Source organism: Serratia sp. CY44782 (assembly GCF_052168715.1).
Taxonomy (GTDB): Bacteria; Pseudomonadota; Gammaproteobacteria; order Enterobacterales; family Enterobacteriaceae; genus Serratia; species Serratia nevei.
In genome coordinates, this window is record NZ_JBJNME010000001.1 from 569,853 (window position 1) to 586,900 (window position 17,048).

Sequence of the window (17,048 nt, forward strand, 5' to 3'; positions counted from 1 at the left end):
CACACGAATTTAGCCTTCACTCAGGGGAAATGATGAACAAAGTATTGATCACCGGCATTGAGCCGTTCGATGGTGATGCGGTGAACCCTTCCTGGCAGGTAGTGCAGACGTTGGCCGGTGAACAGATAGCCGGTGCGGAAATCGCGGTGCTCGAGCTGCCCTGCGTATTGGGCGTGGCCAATACGCGGTTGATCGCCGCGATTGAGGCATTGCAGCCGCTGGCGGTGATTTGTCTGGGGCTAGCCGGGGGCCGGGCCGAGATATCGCTGGAAAGGGTGGCCATCAATCTGATCGATGCCCGCATTCCCGACAATGCCGGTCAACAGCCGATCGACGTACCGGTGGTCGCCGGCGGGCCGGTGGGCTATTTCAGTACGCTGCCCGTCAAGGCCGCAGTGCAGCAGCTGCGCCGGCAGGGGATCCCGGCAGCGATCTCTTATACGGCAGGCACGTATAACTGCAACCATATTTTTTACGGCCTGCGGCACTATCTTGAGATGCAGCACGCGGGGATCAGGGGCGGGTTCGTGCATATTCCCTACAGCCACGAACTGGCGGCTGCGCATCCGGGCAAGCCGAGCATGGCACTGGCGACGATGGCAGAAGCGGTGCGTACTATTGTGCAGGTGACGCTGACGGTAGAAGAGGATGCACGATTCGGTGACGGCGCCGTGCATTAAAAGCAGGGCGTGGTGCACCACGCCCTGTTGTCGGTTATTACTCGGCGACGCGGATCACCAGCTTGCCAAAGTTTTTGCCCTGCAGCAGACCGATAAATGCCTGCGGGGCTTGTTCCAGCCCGTCGACGATGTCCTCGCGGAACTTGATTTTCCCCTGCTCGACCCAGCTGCTCATCTGTTGCAGGAACTCATCAAAGCGTGAGCCGTAGTCGTCGAAGATGATAAAGCCCTGCATACGGATGCGTTTACGCAGGATCAGCCCTTCCAGCAGCGGCAAGCGGTCCGGCCCGGCGGGTAATCCGGTGGCATTGTAATGGGCTATGATGCCGCAGACCGGAATGCGCGCTTTGGCGTTCAACAGCGGCAACACGGCGTCGAACACCGCGCCGCCGACGTTTTCATAATAGATGTCGATGCCCTGCGGGCAGGCGACAGCCAACTGGTCGGCAAAGTCCGGGGCGCGGTGATCGATACAGGCGTCGAAACCCAATTCTTCCACCACATAGCGGCATTTTTCCGCCCCGCCGGCAACGCCGACGACGCGGCAGCCTTTCAGCTTCCCGATTTGGCCGACCACCGAACCGACCGCCCCGCTGGCCGCGGCTACCACCAGCGTTTCACCCGCCTGCGGTTGACCGATATCGAGCAACCCCATGTAAGCGGTAAATCCCGGCATGCCCAGCACGCCCAGCAGGCGGGAAGGATGCGACAGGTGCGGGCCGAGGTTGCGCAGGCCGTTGCCATCGGACAGGGCGTAATCCTGCCAGCCGTCATAGCCCAACACCCAATCGCCGACGCTGAAATCGGGATGTTGTGAGGCCTCAACGCGCGATACCGTACCGCCCACCATGACCTGACCGATCTCGACCGGCGGTGCATAGGAAGGGGCATCGCTCATGCGTCCGCGCATGTAAGGATCCAACGACAGATAAACGGTGCGCAGCAACAGCTGCCCCGCGCCGGGCTGCGGCACGGGGACGGTGTCGAGACGGAAGTTCGCCGCCGTCGGTTCGCCGTGCGGGCGCGAGGCCAGCAGGAAGCGGCGGTTCTGTTGAGAAGGGGACATCGAAAGCTCCTTTGCATTGCGACAAACAAGGTTCGTTAAGCCTAGTTCAGGGGCGGCAAGGCAACGTTACCGAATGTGCTTAGCCTTAGAGCGGGACGATCAGTACGTCGATATGGCTGATATTGATAAAGCGGGCGGCGGAACAGGAGACTTTGTTCATCATGCCGTCGCGGTGATTGCCACAGAGCAGCAGGTCGAACGGCCTGTTGCGGCTGGCGTATTCCAGGCTGTCACCCAGTTCGCCGTGCACGATCAGCGTATCGGCGATCGGATAACCGGCGCGTTGGCGCAACTCCTCCATAAACAGCCGCGTTTCCTCCTCCATCAATGCGCGTAAGTCGCCCAGCATCGGCCCGGCGAAATTATTGTACATTTCCGGGTTGGCAAGGGTGCTTAATAGAGTGATGCTGCCGCTGTAGGGGCGGACGATGGAGACGGCCTTTTCCACCAGGCGATGGCTGTCAGGGGCGACGGCGACGGTGACCAGAACGTTTTGATACCCCATATTCCACTCCTTGTCGTATCCGTCGTTTTTCAGGCGGCCGTGTCGGTGGCCTTAGAGAAAATGCTGCGCTCGCATAAAGGGTAGAGCCTGGCTGGCGTAATAAATGTGTTTCGCATCACGTGCGGCAATAAAAGCTGAGTTTGGCCGGTTATATAGCAATAAAAGATAAAACCGTTGCCGCACGTAATTTCGCTGAATTAAAGCACCTGTGCCCACAGCGTTTTCGGTACCTTACCCAGATCGAACAATTTACCGGCAACCAGCTCGGCGCGACGGTGGTCGGCGGCGCGGTACATGTTGCTCATTTCTGTATCATTTTCAATGGAGTAGTTCAGTTTGTCGTACACCTTTTCCAGGCTGTCCAAAGAGGAACATTTACGGAATGTCAGCAGATATTCGAGCGTATCGGTCATGATTAAAATATAGCCTGTTAATAGTTGAAGCCGGGTGAATAACACATCAGCGGCTCACGGCAACGCCGCCGAGGCAGTGATGTACGACCTGACAAAAATCATTTCAAGTAGATAAATTGCACTGGGTAATAATGAGGCGTCGCCTGTGGCGGCGCTTTGATAAATCATAATATGCAAGTGTGCCATCAGCAATCTCATCCTGCTGATAAATGAAGAAATAGGGAAAGTCTCAGGGCAGGCTGACGGCAGAAGCGCCGCTGTTCCTGCTACGCGCAAGTGCGCGATGCCGCTTTTGCGGCGTTTTTTCATCTGTCCGAAGAGGCGCAACGGCGTTACGCGATGTTTTTCATCGCCGCTTGGATTGGAGCTCGGTCTCTCCGACCCAAAGATCAGGAGGGTAAAACAAAACTGCGTTTTATTTTATGGCAATGAAGGGGCGGAAACGGGGGGCGTTAATAATCTATTCACCTGCGGAATAATTATAACGGCGACAGAAAAGAAATAAAAAAACATTAAAGTTTTAGAATGCGCGGTCGATATACCGTTTTAGGGGTGATTTAACGCAAAAAGACCATTCTTTCGCCGTGCTGATACGGAAACATATCGTTACGTCTGTTTGCTTGTTCACTACGTCAACGAATCATTGATAAGCCCTTATCACCTGATGTTGAAAATTAGAACAGCCTCAAGCGAGGGGCTTAAGTCAAATCCGATAGCTAATAACCTTATAGTTTATGCAGGTTATTTTTCAGCTTGGATATTTTTTAGCAGCTTAACTGGTTATTTATGCTGAGTTTATCGGCTATATGCAGATTTTTGTTCTGTTATTTTGGTTTGGTGATGCTTTTGTTCGAATTGATCTAAAAAAGATAATTTTTTGGCTTATAAACATTGTTTTTAAGACGTTTTTTTACCTGTGGCTATTTTTTGATCAAAATGATGGTCAATAAATGTGCGTATTTGGGGGTATTTGGTTTAAATATTTTTTATTTTTGTGATCTATGTCACATTGTATTTAAAATTGCCTCTCACTTACATTGTGTGTGCTAATGGTTCGGGGGTAGAGTTGCGCTGCTTTAGGAATAATCTTATTAAATTTGTAAAAATAGTTTCATGGTGACTAAACACTATCGAAGCAGAATGCTGTACATCCATACACGTTTGTTTACGCTCGTAGCAAATACTGAACAGTGGTCGAATTTAGCGATTGGCGAAAATTATAGCAGTCGTTTTTGAGAGATTAATTTGCCAACTTTGGGAAACAACCCAGGTCACGGGCGATAAAATTTATCACCCAGCGTATGTTTTTAAACATAGTCTGTCGGGATGGGGAATATGGGTACGTCTGAATTACTTAAGCATATTTATGACATCAATTTGTCATATTTACTTTTAGCACAGCGTTTGATCAACGATGAAAAAGCGTCCGCAATGTTCCGCCTTGGTATCGATGAAACCATGGCCGACGCGTTGGCGCAGCTGACTTTGCCGCAAATGGTTAAACTGGCCGAGACCAACCAGCTGGTTTGCCACTTCCGCTTTAACGATCACCAGACCATCGAACGCCTGACCAAAGAGTCGCGCGTTGACGATCTGCAACAAATCCATACCGGCATTTTGCTATCAAGCCATTTACTGCAAGAGCTATCGACTAAAGACGCTAGCCCGACGAAGAAAAGAGCCTGATGATGGTTGAAAAAAGTATTGTTCAAGAAGCCAAGGACATTCAGCTCGCCATGGAGCTGATTTCACTGGGAGCCCGTTTGCAGATGCTGGAGAGCGAAACCCAGCTCAGCCGCGGGCGCTTGATTAAACTTTATAAGGAGTTGCGCGGTAGCCCGCCGCCAAAAGGGATGCTGCCGTTCTCAACCGACTGGTTTATGACCTGGGAACAGAATATTCACTCCTCGATGTTTTACAACGCCTACCTGTTTCTGATGAAAAGTGGGCAGTGCAGCGGGGTGGAAGCGGTGATTAAAGCCTATCGCCTCTACCTGGAGCAGTGCCCTCAGCAGGCCGGCGATGCGCCGCTGCTGGCGCTGACCCGCGCCTGGACGCTGGTGCGTTTCGTCGACAGCGGCATGCTGCAGCTTTCCGCCTGCAGCTGCTGCGGCGGCGCATTTATCACCCACGCGCACCAGCCGCTGAATGGTTTCATCTGCAGTTTATGCCAACCCCCATCCCGCGCCGTAAAAAGACGTAAACTTTCGCCGCAACTGGCCGATATTATTCCTCAACTGCTGGACGAGCAGGTCAAACGCGCCATTTGAGCCGCCACATTGCCGGCTCTCGGCAATGAATACCGACGTGTGATACGCAGGGGCGGCATGCCGCCCCCAGACACGCAGCCTGGTCTGTTGCGCCAGGGCGCGTTTGCCCCACCTTCCATCCACATTGTTAATTTAAGGAATGCGTGTGCTAGTTATTTTGGGTTATCTCGTGGTATTGGGTGCGGTGTTTGGCGGCTACCTGATCGTGGGCGGTCATCTCGGGGCGTTATATCAACCGGCGGAGTTTCTGATTATCGGCGGAGCGGGGGTCGGCGCTTTCATCGTCGGCAACAACGGCAAGGCGATCAAGGCTACGCTGCGCGCGCTGCCGCGGCTGATGCGCCGTTCCAAATACAACAAAGATCTGTACATGGATCTGATGGCGCTGTTGTTCCGCCTGCTGGCCAAATCGCGTCAGCAAGGCATGCTGTCGCTTGAGTTCGACATCGATAATCCGCAAGAAAGTGAAATTTTCTCTAATTATCCGCGCATCCTTGCCGATAACACCCTGGTGGAGTTCATTACCGATTATTTACGGCTGATGGTGAGCGGCAATATGAATGCGTTCGAGATCGAAGCGCTGATGGACGAAGAGATCGAAACCTACGAGCAGGAAAGTGAAGTGCCCGCCGGCAGCCTGGCGATGGTGGGCGACTCCTTGCCTGCGTTCGGCATCGTCGCGGCGGTGATGGGGGTGGTGCACGCCCTGGCTTCGGCAGACCGGCCGGCCGCGGAACTGGGTGCGCTGATCGCTAATGCCATGGTCGGTACTTTCCTCGGCATTTTGCTGGCCTACGGTTTTATCTCGCCGCTGGCCACGTTGCTGCGCCAGAAGAGCGCCGAAAACGTCAAGATGATGCAGTGCATCAAGGTCACGCTGTTGTCGAGCCTGAACGGTTACGCGCCGCAGATCGCGGTCGAGTTTGGCCGTAAAACGCTGTATACCACTGAACGTCCTTCTTTCGTTGAGCTGGAAGAACACGTGCGCCGCGTGAAAGCGCCGGCGCAGCAGGCGACGGAAGAAGAAGAAGCATGAAACAGAATCATCCGGTCGTTCTGGTCAGAAAGCGCAAGTCGCATCATGCCGCTCATCACGGCGGCTCCTGGAAGATCGCTTATGCCGATTTTATGACGGCGATGATGGCGTTCTTCCTGGTGATGTGGCTGCTGGCGATCGCCAGCCCGCAGGAGCTGACGCAAATCGCCGAATATTTCCGCACGCCGCTCAAGGTCGCCCTGACCAGCGGCGACAAGAGCAGTTCCGAAAGCAGCCCAATCCCGGGGGGCGGCGACGATCCTACGCAGCAGCACGGCCTGGTGAGAAAACAGGTCGATTCGCCGGACAAGCGCGCCGAAGAGCTGCGCCTGAATAAGCTGCGTGAAAAGCTTGACGAATTGATTGAATCCGATCCGCGCCTGAAGGCGCTGCGTCCACATCTGTTGATCAACATGATGGACGAAGGGTTGCGCATCCAGATTATCGATAGTCAGAACCGGCCGATGTTCAAAACCGGCAGCGCGCAGGTCGAAAGCTATATGCGCGATATTCTGCGGGCGATAGCGCCGATCCTCAACGACTTGCCGAACAAGATCAGCCTGTCCGGCCACACCGATGATATCCCTTATGCCACCGGCGAGCGCGGCTACAGCAACTGGGAATTGTCGGCCGACCGTGCTAACGCCTCTCGGCGCGAGCTGATCGCCGGCGGCCTGGCGGAAGGCAAGGTGCTGCGGGTGGTGGGCATGGCGGCCACCATGAGCCTGAAACAGCACGGCGCCGATGACGCGATTAACCGTCGCATCACCGTGCTGGTACTGAATAAGCAAACGCAAGAAGGCATCGAACACGAAAATGCCGAAAGCAACGCGATGGATATTGCCCAGCCGGATAGCCTGAAGCAACTGGCGCCGTCGGCGACTGCGCCGGCCAGCCAAACGCCGGAATTCCAATCGGCAACGCCGACTAAGCCAACGCCGTTGCCGGCGACGGACTCCGTCGGTCAATCGCAGGCATCCCCGGCGATAGCCCCGGCCGGCCAAACGCCGGAACAACCGGTGGCCGCACCCGCACCGACTAACCGCGACTCACAGCCAGAGGTGACCCCGTGAGCATGGACATTAGCGATTTTTATCAGACCTTCTTTGATGAGGCGGACGAGTTGCTGGCCGACATGGAGCAACACCTGCTGGAGCTGGATCCGTTGGCTCCTGATATCGAGCCGTTGAACGCCATCTTCCGCGCGGCGCACTCGATCAAGGGCGGCGCGGCGACCTTTGGCTTTTCGGTGCTGCAGGAAACCACCCACCTGCTGGAGAACCTGCTGGACGGTGCAAGACGCCAGGAAATGAGCCTGAGCACCGAGATTATCAACCTGTTTCTGGAAACCAAAGACATTATGCAGGAGCAACTGGACGCCTATAAAACCTCGCAACAGCCTGACGCCGAAAGCTTCGAATACATTTGCCAGGCGCTGCGCCAGCTGGCGTTGGAAGCGCAACAGCAGCAGGAGGCGCCTGCGGCTCAGCCTGCCGTTCAACAGCCTGTCGTGAAGCCGGCGGCTGCGCCGGCGGCGATCGAAGGCGGCATGCGCATCAGCCTGAACGGGCTGAAAGCCAGTGAAATCCCCTTGATGTTGGAAGAACTGGGCAACCTCGGCGAGGTTAAAGACCCTCATCAGACGGAGCACAGCCTGGATGTGACGTTGCTCACCTCCGCCAGCGAAGACGACATCAGCGCCGTGCTGTGCTTCGTTCTGGAACCGGAACAAATCAGCTTCTCGACGCCGACGCAGAGCGAACCGGCCATCGCAGATGTGAGCTTACCGGAAGCGGTCGCCGTGCCGGAGCCCGCGTCTGCGCCGGCCGCAAACGCTGCGCCGCCGGCCGCCAAACCGGCCGCCGCACCGGCGGAAGCGCCGAAAGCGCGCGCCAAGGCGAGCGAGTCCACCAGCATTCGCGTGGCGGTGGAAAAGGTGGATCAGCTGATCAACCTGGTGGGCGAGCTGGTGATCACCCAGTCGATGCTGGCGCAACGCTCCGGCACGCTCGATCCGGTTAACCACGGCGATCTGCTGAACAGCATGAGCCAGCTGGAGCGTAACGCGCGCGATCTTCAAGAGTCGGTGATGTCGATCCGCATGATGCCGATGGAATATGTCTTCAGCCGCTACCCGCGCCTGGTGCGCGATCTGGCCGGCAAGCTGAACAAGCAGGTGGAGCTGACGCTGCAGGGCAGTTCCACCGAACTGGACAAGAGCCTGATCGAACGCATTATCGATCCGTTGACGCACCTGGTGCGCAACAGCCTCGATCACGGTATCGAAGAGCCGGCCACCCGCATCGCCGCCGGCAAGTCAGCGGTGGGCAATCTGGTGCTGTCGGCCGAACACCAGGGCGGCAACATCTGTATTGAGGTCATCGACGACGGCGCTGGCTTGAACCGTGAAAAAATTCTTGCCAAGGCCGCTTCGCAGGGGTTGGCGGTCAGCGACAGCATGAGCGACGAAGAGGTTGGCATGCTGATCTTTGCACCGGGCTTCTCCACCGCTGAACAGGTGACCGACGTTTCCGGCCGCGGCGTTGGCATGGACGTGGTGAAACGGAATATTCAGGAGATGGGCGGCCACGTCGAGATCCGTTCGCAGGCTGGTAAAGGCACCACCATCCGCATCCTGTTGCCACTGACCCTGGCGATCCTCGATGGCATGTCGGTCAAGGTGAACGACGAAGTCTTTATCCTGCCGCTGAATGCGGTGATGGAGTCGCTGCAGCCGCAGGCAGAAGATCTGCATCCGCTGGCCGGGGGCGAGCGCGTGCTGCAGGTGCGCGGCGAATACCTGCCGCTGGTGGAGCTGTATCGGGTATTCGAAGTGGAAGGTGCCAAAACCGACGCTACGCAGGGCATCGTCGTTATCCTGCAAAGCGCCGGCCGCCGTTATGCGTTGCTGGTAGATCAGCTGATCGGCCAGCACCAGGTGGTGGTGAAGAATCTGGAAAGCAACTACCGCAAAGTGCCGGGCATCTCCGCCGCGACCATTTTGGGCGACGGCAGCGTGGCATTGATCGTCGATGTTTCGGCGTTGCAAACCTTGAACCGTGAAAAGCGTCTGACGGACGCCGCCGCATAATAATGAGTTTATTGATTTAAAAGGTGAATGATATGGCAGGATTGGCAGCCGTCAGCAAATTGGCTGGCGAAACGGTAGGGCAAGAGTTTCTGATTTTTACCCTGGGCAACGAGGAGTACGGCATCGATATCCTCAAGGTGCAGGAAATTCGCGGCTACGATCAGGTAACCCGTATCGCCAACACGCCGGCGTTCATCAAGGGCGTTACCAATCTGCGCGGTGTGATCGTCCCGATCATCGACCTGCGGGTGAAATTCTCGCAGCAGAGTGTTTCCTATGATGAAAACACCGTGGTGATCGTGCTGAACTTTGGCCAGCGCGTGGTGGGCATCGTGGTTGACGGCGTTTCCGACGTGCTGTCGCTGACCGCTGAACAGATCCGCCCTGCGCCGGAGTTCGCGGTAACGCTGGCTACCGAATACCTCACCGGCCTCGGTTCGCTGGGCGAGCGCATGCTGATCCTGGTCGATATCGAAAAGCTGCTGAGCAGCGAAGAGATGTCGCTGGTCGACAGCGTGGCTAAGAGCGTCTGATTCCGGACCCGGGGGCAGGGCGCTGCCCCCTTCACCCATCACTATTCCTGACCTGTCGTGACGCCGCCATCTGCGTCCGTAACCCCCACTAAAAATAGTTACTTTCCCGCATAAAGTTTTGCCGCACGGCGCCGATAACTCTCTCATTCAACGTCATCAAAGCCTGTCTGCGCGGGCTTCAACAAGGGAAATCATGTTAAATCGTATGAAGGTGGTCACCAGCCTGTTGCTGGTGTTGGTGCTGTTTGGCGCCTTGCAGTTGATTTCGGGCGGACTCTTTTTCTCCTCGCTGAAAAGCGATAAGGAAAACTTTACCGTTCTGCAAACTATCCGCCAGCAGCAGCTGCAGCTGAGTGAAAGCCGCGTTGACCTGCTGCAGGCGCGCAACTCCCTGAACCGTGCCGGTATTCGCTACATGATGGATACCAATAAGATCGGCAGCGGCGCCACCATTGATGAACTGCTGGCCAAGGCGAAAGAAGAGCTGGCCGAGGCGGAAAGACACTACGCGGCGTACGAGAAAATTCCTCAGGATCCGCGTCAGGATCCCCAGTCGGCAGAGCGTGTTAAGCAGCAATACGACATTCTGTACGGCGCGCTCTCCGAGCTGATCCAACTGCTGGGCGAAGGCAAGATCAACGCCTTCTTCGATCAGCCTACGCAGAGCTACCAGGACAATTTTGAGCAGAGCTACAACGTTTATCTGGAGCAAAACGGCAAGCTGTACCAAATCGCGGTCGACGGCAGCAACAGCTCTTACAACTCGGCCATTTGGACGCTGATCGTGATTCTGGTGGTGGTGCTGGCGGTGATCGTACTGGCCTGGACCGGCATCCATCACATTCTGGTGCGTCCGCTGAACCGCATGATCGACCACATCAAACAGATCGCCGCAGGCGACCTGACTCAGCAGATCGTCGTCACCAGCCGCAACGAAATGGGCGTGCTGGCGGCCAGTCTGAAACACATGCAAAGCGAACTGATTGAAACCGTCAGCGGCGTGCGTCAGGGTGCGGATGCCATCTACAGCGGCGCGTCTGAAATCGCTGCGGGCAACAACGATCTCTCGTCCCGCACCGAGCAGCAGGCCGCTTCGCTGGAAGAAACCGCCGCCAGCATGGAACAGCTGACCGCGACGGTGAAACAGAACGCCGAAAACGCCCGTCAGGCTTCACAGCTGGCGCTGAGCGCCTCCGAAACCGCGCAGAAAGGCGGCAAGGTCGTGGCCAACGTGGTGCAGACCATGCACGACATCGCCGGCAGCTCGCAGAAAATCGCCGATATCACCGGCGTGATCGACGGCATCGCCTTCCAAACCAACATTCTGGCGTTGAACGCCGCGGTGGAAGCCGCGCGCGCCGGCGAGCAGGGCCGCGGCTTCGCGGTGGTGGCGGGTGAAGTGCGCAACCTGGCGCAGCGCAGCGCTCAGGCGGCGAAAGAGATCAAAGGCCTCATCGAAGACTCGGTCAGCCGCGTCGACATGGGTTCCGTGCTGGTAGAAAGCGCCGGCGAAACCATGGGCGACATCGTCAACGCCGTCACCCGCGTGACCGACATCATGGGCGAAATCGCATCGGCCTCGGACGAGCAGAGCCGCGGTATCGATCAGGTTGGCCAGGCGGTAGCGGAAATGGACCGCGTTACCCAGCAGAACGCCTCGTTGGTGGAAGAGTCCGCCTCGGCGGCGGCGGCGCTGGAAGAACAAGCCAGCATGCTGACCCAGTCGGTAGCGGTATTCCGCCTGAGATCGGAAGGCCAGGAAGAGTTTAAAGCGCCTGTCACCAGTAAGGCGTCGGTAACACCGGTAATCAATCATAAGAAAATGAACGCCAGCGATCTGCAGGATAACTGGGAAACGTTCTGACCGGTATCGGGCCTCTCTCGCAGGGGCCCTTTTCCCTACGTAGGCCGGTCGCCGGCCGGCTGCAAGGAGGTTCACAGTGTTTAACCGAATCCGTATCTCTACCAGCTTGTTCCTGTTGTTGATGACCTTCTGCGTTCTGCAGTTGGTCAGCAGCGGCCTGTCGTATTCCGCGTTTCGCTCCGATAACCACAACCTCGACATCATCACTCTCGGCAGCCAGCAGCGCGATTCGCTCAGCCTGAGCTGGGTGTCGCTGTTGCAGGCGCGCAATACGCTGAACCGCGCCGGCACCCGCGCGGCGCTGAAACTGCCGCAGGAGCAGGTAAATGAATTGATGAGCAGCGCCCGCAGCTCGCTGCAGAAGGCCGATCTCTATTTCAATCAGTTCATGGCGGTTGAACGCAGCAGTGAACAGCAGAGCCAGCAGACGGCAACCACCAAGGCCAGCTACGAGCGGCTGCGCGGGGCGCTGCGCGAGCTGATCGGCTTCCTGGAGAAAGGGGAGCTGCAGGCATTTATGGACCAGCCGACGCAGAAAACCCAGGACCTGTTCGAGGCCGATTTCGTGCAGTACCTGCAGTTGGTCAACGGCGACATCAACGAGGCCAGAGACGGCAACCAGTTCTCCTTCACGCTGGCGGGCCTGATGCTGGCGGGGGCGGTCTTGATGCTGATCGTGGTGACCGGCAGCGCCATGTGGTGGCTGCGCACCATGTTGGTGCAGCCGTTGAACCAAATCCGCAGCCACTTTGAACGCATCGCCGCCGGCGATTTGGCGACGCCGATTCAGGTGTATGGCCGCAATGAAATCAGCATGCTGTTCGCCAGCCTGCAACGCATGCAGCAGTCGCTGATCGGCACCGTCGGCGCCGTGCGCGACGGGGCGGAGTCGATTCTGATCGGCCTGCAGGAGATATCCGAAGGCAATAACGATCTCTCTTCCCGCACCGAGCAGCAGGCCGCTTCGCTGGAAGAAACCGCCGCCAGCATGGAACAGTTGACCGCCACGGTGAAACAGAACGCCGACAATGCGCGGCAGGCCTCTCAGCTGGCGCGCGACGCCTCGGCCACCGCGGCCAAGGGCGGCGAACTGGCCGGCGACGTGGTGACCACTATGCACGATATCGCCAACAGTTCGCAGAAAATCGGCGCCATCACCAGCGTGATTGACGGCATCGCTTTCCAGACCAACATTCTGGCGCTCAATGCGGCGGTGGAAGCGGCGCGCGCCGGTGAACAGGGGCGCGGTTTCGCCGTGGTCGCCGGCGAAGTGCGCAACCTGGCGAGCCGCAGCGCGCAGGCGGCGAAAGAGATCAAGGTGCTGATCGACGAATCGGTCAGCCGCGTCAAACACGGCTCGGTGCTGGTGGAAAACTCCGGCGCCACCATGCAGGACATCGTGCGTTCGGTGACCCGCGTGACCGACATCATGGGCGAGATCGCGTCGGCTTCGGATGAACAGAGCCGCGGCATCGAGCAGGTGACGCAGGCGGTGACCCAGATGGATCAGGTCACCCAGCAGAACGCCGCGCTGGTGGAAGAGTCCGCCTCAGCCGCCACCGCGCTGGAAGAGCAGGCCATTACCCTGGCCGACGCGGTCGCGGTATTCCGTCTGGCGGACGATAACTTCGTCGCGCCAGGTAACAGCAACAACGCAGTTTCACCCGTGGTAAAGGAAGCCCAAGATTGTTAAACCGCATAAGCAGCACGTTTTTCCCCGGTGAGGTGGCATGAAACAGGCGCCGTCAACTTCTAACCGGGATACTGCGTCGATGTTGACGCAAATGGTGCAGCGCCTGCCGCTGTCGGACGTGCATTTTCGCCGCATCAGCCAGTTGATTTATCAACGCGCCGGCATTGTGCTGGCGGAGCATAAGCGCGAGATGGTTTACAACCGCCTGGTGCGCCGTTTGCGGCTGTTGGGATTGCACGATTTCGGCGATTACCTGGCGCTGCTGGAAAGCGATCCGAACAGCGCGGAATGGCAGGCGTTTATCAACGCGCTGACCACCAACCTGACGGCCTTTTTCCGCGAGGCGCATCACTTCCCGATCCTGGCAGAGCACGCGCGCTCGCGGCCGAACGGCTACAGCGTCTGGAGCACCGCGGCCTCGACCGGCGAAGAACCGTATTCGATCGCCATCACGCTGAGCGATGCATTGGGCCAGCGGGCCGGCAGTTGCCAGGTTTGGGCCAGCGATATCGATACGCAGGTGCTGGAAAAAGCGGAGGCGGGCGTTTACCGCCAGGAAGATCTGCGCACCCTGACGCCGACCCAAATGCAGCGCTATTTTCTGCGCGGCACCGGGCCGCATCAGGGGCTGGTGCGCGTGCGGCCGGAGCTGGCGGCGCGGGTGAACTTTCAGCCGCTGAACCTGCTGGCACCGGAGTGGGCGCTGCCGGGGCAATTCGACGCCATTTTTTGCCGCAACGTCATGATCTATTTCGATAAGGCGACGCAGGAGCGCATCCTGCGCCGCTTCGTTCCCTTGCTTAAGCCGGGGGGGCTGATGTTTGCCGGCCACTCCGAGAATTTCAGCCAGATCAGCCGGGATTTCTACTTGCGTGGGCAGACCGTGTATGGGCTGACCAAGGAGAGGTAATGAGTAAAATCAGAGTGTTATGCGTAGACGATTCGGCACTGATGCGCCAGCTGATGACGGAAATCGTGAACGGCCACGCCGACATGGAGATGGTGGCGACCGCGCCGGATCCGTTGGTGGCGCGCGATCTGATCAAAAAATTTAATCCTCAGGTGCTGACGCTGGACGTCGAGATGCCGCGCATGGACGGGCTGGATTTCCTCGAGAAGCTGATGCGCCTGCGGCCGATGCCGGTGGTGATGGTCTCTTCGCTGACCGGCAAAGGCTCGGAAATCACGCTGCGCGCGCTGGAACTGGGCGCGGTGGACTTCGTGACCAAACCGCAGCTCGGCATTCGCGAGGGCATGTTGGCCTACAGCGAGCTGATTGCCGAGAAGATCCGCACCGCCGCCAGAGCACGCCTGCCGCAGCGTTCCAGCAGCCCGGCGCCGGCGATCCTCAGCCATGCGCCGCTGCTGAGCAGTGAAAAACTGATCGCCATCGGCGCTTCCACCGGCGGCACCGAAGCGATCCGCCAGGTGCTGCAGCCGTTGCCGGCAACCAGCCCGGCGCTGCTGATCACCCAGCACATGCCGCCGGGTTTCACCCGTTCGTTCGCCGAGCGGCTGAACAAGCTGTGCCAGATCACGGTGAAAGAAGCGGAGGACGGCGAGCGCGTACTGCCGGGCCACGCCTACATCGCACCGGGGGATCGTCACCTGGAGCTGACGCGCAGCGGCGCTAACTATCAGGTGAAGCTGCATGACGGCCCGGCGGTCAATCGCCATCGCCCCTCGGTCGACGTGCTGTTCCGCTCGGTGGCGCAATACGCCGGCCGCAATGCGGTGGGGGTGATCCTCACCGGCATGGGCAACGACGGGGCGGCGGGGATGCTGGAGATGCACCGCGCCGGGGCATATACCCTGGCGCAGAACGAGGCGAGCTGCGTGGTGTTCGGCATGCCGCGCGAGGCGATCGCCAGCGGCGGCGTCAGCGAAGTGGTCGAGCTGGACAGGATGAGCCAGCGCATGCTGGCGCAGATCGCCGGCGGCCAGGCATTGCGCATTTGATTTTAGTCCGCAGGGGCCACCCGGCGGCGATATGACCCAGGTTCGCCGCGCGGCGGTCTGCGGTTTTGCATCATTAAACGGTTAACTATTTCAGGAGTAACAATGGCAGACAAGAACCTCAGATTTCTGGTTGTGGACGACTTTTCCACCATGCGTCGCATCGTCAGAAATTTGCTCAAAGAGCTGGGCTTCAACAACGTCGAAGAAGCTGAAGACGGCGCGGATGCGCTGAACAAGCTGCGCGCCGGCGGTTTCGACTTCGTGGTGTCCGACTGGAACATGCCGAACATGGACGGGCTGGAGCTGCTGCAAACCATCCGCGCCGATAGCGCGCTGGCCGCGATGCCGGTACTGATGGTGACGGCGGAAGCCAAGAAAGAAAATATCATCGCGGCGGCGCAGGCCGGCGCCAGCGGTTATGTAGTGAAACCTTTTACGGCGGCGACGCTGGAAGAAAAGCTCAACAAGATTTTTGAAAAATTGGGCATGTAAGGAGAGGGCGATGAGAGACATTCCAATGCCTGCCAGCGATGCAGCGACCGCGGGAGAGATCATCTCCCGCATCGGCCAACTGACCCGAATGCTGCGCGACAGCATGCGCGAACTGGGGCTCGATCAGGCGATCGCCCAGGCGGCAGAGGCGATCCCGGATGCGCGCGACCGTCTTGACTATGTCGTAACCATGACGGCGCAGGCGGCGGAACGGGCGTTGAACTGCGTGGAGGCGGCGCAACCGCGCCAGGCGGAGCTGGAATCCGGCGCGAACGCGTTGAAAGGGCGCTGGGACGAGTGGTTCGCCAACCCCATCGAACTGGACGACGCGCGTTCTCTGGTGAACGACACGCGCCAGTATCTGGATCAGGTGCCGGGGCATACGGCCTTTACCAATGCCCAACTGCTGGAAATCATGATGGCACAGGACTTCCAGGATCTGACCGGCCAGGTGATCAAGCGCATGATGGACGTGGTGCAGGAGATCGAAAAGCAGCTGCTGATGGTGTTGATGGAAAACATGCCGGAGCAGCCGGTGAAGGAAAAACGGCCGAACGACAGCCTGCTGAACGGCCCGCAGCTCGACCAGAATGGCGTCGGCGTGATCGCCAACCAGGCGCAGGTCGACGATCTGCTCGACAGTCTCGGTTTCTGAGGCTTTTCGGGGCGCGCGACGGCGCGCCCCGAAAGTTGCGCTGTGTCCCGCAAAGATTAATGTATATAGCATTGCTATATACATTGCGGAGGTTATAATTTGTACTCCAATTAAAGGAGGTCGCCATGACGTTAGGTTCTGTCTTTACCAATAATCGGACACAGGCCGTGCGCTTGCCTGCAGAGGTGCGTTTTCCTGATACCGTTTCTAAAGTGACCGTCCGCGTAGTGGGCAAAGAGCGCATTCTTGCCCCCCTGGAGAATACCTGGGACAGTTTCTTCTGTGCGGAAAATGAGGTGAGCGATGATTTCCTCAATGAACGTGCCGAACAGCACCAGCGCGAGCGGGAAGATTTTTGATGTTCAGTCATATGCTGGACACCAACATTGTTATCTATGTCATTAAGCGCCGGCCGCTGGAAGTACTAGAGGCGTTCAATCGCTATGCAGGTAAAATGGTCATTTCGTCGATCACCTATGGCGAATTGGTTCACGGGGTGGAGAAAAGCTCACGCCCGGTAGTGAACGCCAGGGTGGTTGAGGATTTTGTCTCCCGATTGGACATTCTCGATTACGGCGCTAAAGCGGCATCGCACTACGGCAACATCCGGGCTGCGCTGGAACGCCAGGGAACGCCTATTGGCGTAAACGATCTACATATCGCCGGGCATGCGCGCAGCGAAGGATTGATTCTGGTGACCAATAATCGACGCGAATTTGAGCGCGTTGAGGGTTTGCGGCTGGAAAATTGGTTGTAACGTCTCCCTGATGGTCTCATCCCCTAAATAACCC

Annotated in this window: 19 protein-coding genes; 15 read left to right on the forward strand and 4 right to left on the reverse strand. The window is 58.0% G+C overall.

What is annotated here, in order from left to right:
- The first annotated feature begins 32 nt into the window (after positions 1-32).
- A complete protein-coding gene (pcp, locus tag ACJ8HT_RS02750) occupies positions 33-680 on the forward strand; it encodes a pyroglutamyl-peptidase I (RefSeq protein ID WP_123895283.1) in 648 nt (215 codons plus the stop codon).
- 37 nt (positions 681-717) lie between these two features.
- Here the strand turns inward: pcp and ACJ8HT_RS02755 are convergent, their stop codons facing one another.
- From ACJ8HT_RS02755 to ACJ8HT_RS02770, 4 genes are all read right to left on the reverse strand, one after another.
- Positions 718-1,746 (reverse strand): NADP-dependent oxidoreductase, encoded by a 1,029-nt coding sequence (locus ACJ8HT_RS02755; protein ID WP_194572355.1) that lies wholly within the window; start codon positions 1,744-1,746, stop codon positions 718-720.
- 85 nt (positions 1,747-1,831) lie between these two features.
- Positions 1,832-2,251, reverse strand: coding sequence for a universal stress protein UspC (gene uspC / locus ACJ8HT_RS02760; protein WP_049201221.1), 420 nt, complete (start codon positions 2,249-2,251; stop codon positions 1,832-1,834).
- Positions 2,252-2,448: 197 nt separating this feature from the next.
- Positions 2,449-2,664, reverse strand: a complete 216-nt coding sequence (gene ydgT / locus ACJ8HT_RS02765) for a transcription modulator YdgT (protein WP_004934895.1) — start codon at positions 2,662-2,664, stop codon at positions 2,449-2,451.
- 54 nt (positions 2,665-2,718) lie between these two features.
- Positions 2,719-2,973, reverse strand: coding sequence for a hypothetical protein (locus ACJ8HT_RS02770; protein WP_194572354.1), 255 nt, complete (start codon positions 2,971-2,973; stop codon positions 2,719-2,721).
- 1,026 nt (positions 2,974-3,999) lie between these two features.
- Here ACJ8HT_RS02770 and flhD point away from each other — a divergent pair.
- The 14 genes from flhD (at position 4,000) to vapC (ending at position 17,014) form a co-directional block, all read left to right on the forward strand.
- Positions 4,000-4,350, forward strand: a complete 351-nt coding sequence (gene flhD / locus ACJ8HT_RS02775; RefSeq protein WP_049201218.1) for a flagellar transcriptional regulator FlhD — start codon at positions 4,000-4,002, stop codon at positions 4,348-4,350.
- Positions 4,350-4,934, forward strand: a complete 585-nt coding sequence (gene flhC / locus ACJ8HT_RS02780) for a flagellar transcriptional regulator FlhC (protein WP_019452971.1) — start codon at positions 4,350-4,352, stop codon at positions 4,932-4,934. The genes flhD and flhC overlap by 1 nt, the downstream gene beginning before the upstream one ends.
- A 145-nt stretch (positions 4,935-5,079) precedes the next feature.
- Entirely contained in the window at positions 5,080-5,970 is an 891-nt protein-coding gene (gene motA / locus ACJ8HT_RS02785) for a flagellar motor stator protein MotA (protein ID WP_015378266.1), read from the forward strand.
- Entirely contained in the window at positions 5,967-7,043 is a 1,077-nt protein-coding gene (gene motB, locus ACJ8HT_RS02790; RefSeq protein ID WP_194572353.1) for a flagellar motor protein MotB, read from the forward strand. The genes motA and motB overlap by 4 nt, the downstream gene beginning before the upstream one ends.
- Complete coding sequence (cheA, locus tag ACJ8HT_RS02795; protein ID WP_195873494.1) at positions 7,040-9,061, forward strand: chemotaxis protein CheA; 2,022 nt, start codon at positions 7,040-7,042, stop codon at positions 9,059-9,061. Before motB ends, cheA begins: the two co-directional genes overlap by 4 nt.
- A gap of 32 nt (positions 9,062-9,093) precedes the next feature.
- Entirely contained in the window at positions 9,094-9,594 is a 501-nt protein-coding gene (cheW, locus tag ACJ8HT_RS02800; RefSeq protein WP_025303271.1) for a chemotaxis protein CheW, read from the forward strand.
- A 193-nt stretch (positions 9,595-9,787) separates the two neighbouring features.
- A complete protein-coding gene (locus ACJ8HT_RS02805) occupies positions 9,788-11,458 on the forward strand; it encodes a methyl-accepting chemotaxis protein (protein ID WP_049200613.1) in 1,671 nt (556 codons plus the stop codon).
- A 76-nt stretch (positions 11,459-11,534) separates the two neighbouring features.
- Positions 11,535-13,151, forward strand: a complete 1,617-nt coding sequence (locus tag ACJ8HT_RS02810; protein WP_197652612.1) for a methyl-accepting chemotaxis protein — start codon at positions 11,535-11,537, stop codon at positions 13,149-13,151.
- Between the two features lie 37 nt (positions 13,152-13,188).
- The gene (cheR, locus tag ACJ8HT_RS02815) at positions 13,189-14,061 is read left to right on the forward strand and encodes a protein-glutamate O-methyltransferase CheR (protein ID WP_025159837.1); all 873 of its coding nucleotides are present in this window, start codon (positions 13,189-13,191) and stop codon (positions 14,059-14,061) included.
- Complete coding sequence (locus tag ACJ8HT_RS02820) at positions 14,061-15,110, forward strand: protein-glutamate methylesterase/protein-glutamine glutaminase (RefSeq protein ID WP_015378262.1); 1,050 nt, start codon at positions 14,061-14,063, stop codon at positions 15,108-15,110. Before cheR ends, ACJ8HT_RS02820 begins: the two co-directional genes overlap by 1 nt.
- A 102-nt stretch (positions 15,111-15,212) precedes the next feature.
- Positions 15,213-15,602 carry a chemotaxis response regulator CheY gene (gene cheY, locus ACJ8HT_RS02825; RefSeq protein WP_004934862.1) on the forward strand — a complete coding sequence of 130 codons (390 nt, stop codon included), beginning with the start codon at positions 15,213-15,215 and terminating at the stop codon, positions 15,600-15,602.
- A 10-nt stretch (positions 15,603-15,612) separates the two neighbouring features.
- On the forward strand, positions 15,613-16,257 hold the full coding sequence (cheZ, locus tag ACJ8HT_RS02830; protein ID WP_004934858.1) for a protein phosphatase CheZ: 645 nt from the start codon (positions 15,613-15,615) through the stop codon (positions 16,255-16,257).
- A 125-nt stretch (positions 16,258-16,382) separates the two neighbouring features.
- The gene (gene vapB / locus ACJ8HT_RS02835) at positions 16,383-16,616 is read left to right on the forward strand and encodes a type II toxin-antitoxin system VapB family antitoxin (RefSeq protein WP_038876822.1); all 234 of its coding nucleotides are present in this window, start codon (positions 16,383-16,385) and stop codon (positions 16,614-16,616) included.
- On the forward strand, positions 16,616-17,014 hold the full coding sequence (vapC, locus tag ACJ8HT_RS02840) for a type II toxin-antitoxin system tRNA(fMet)-specific endonuclease VapC (RefSeq protein WP_049271803.1): 399 nt from the start codon (positions 16,616-16,618) through the stop codon (positions 17,012-17,014). The genes vapB and vapC overlap by 1 nt, the downstream gene beginning before the upstream one ends.
- The last annotated feature ends 34 nt before the right edge of the window (positions 17,015-17,048 follow it).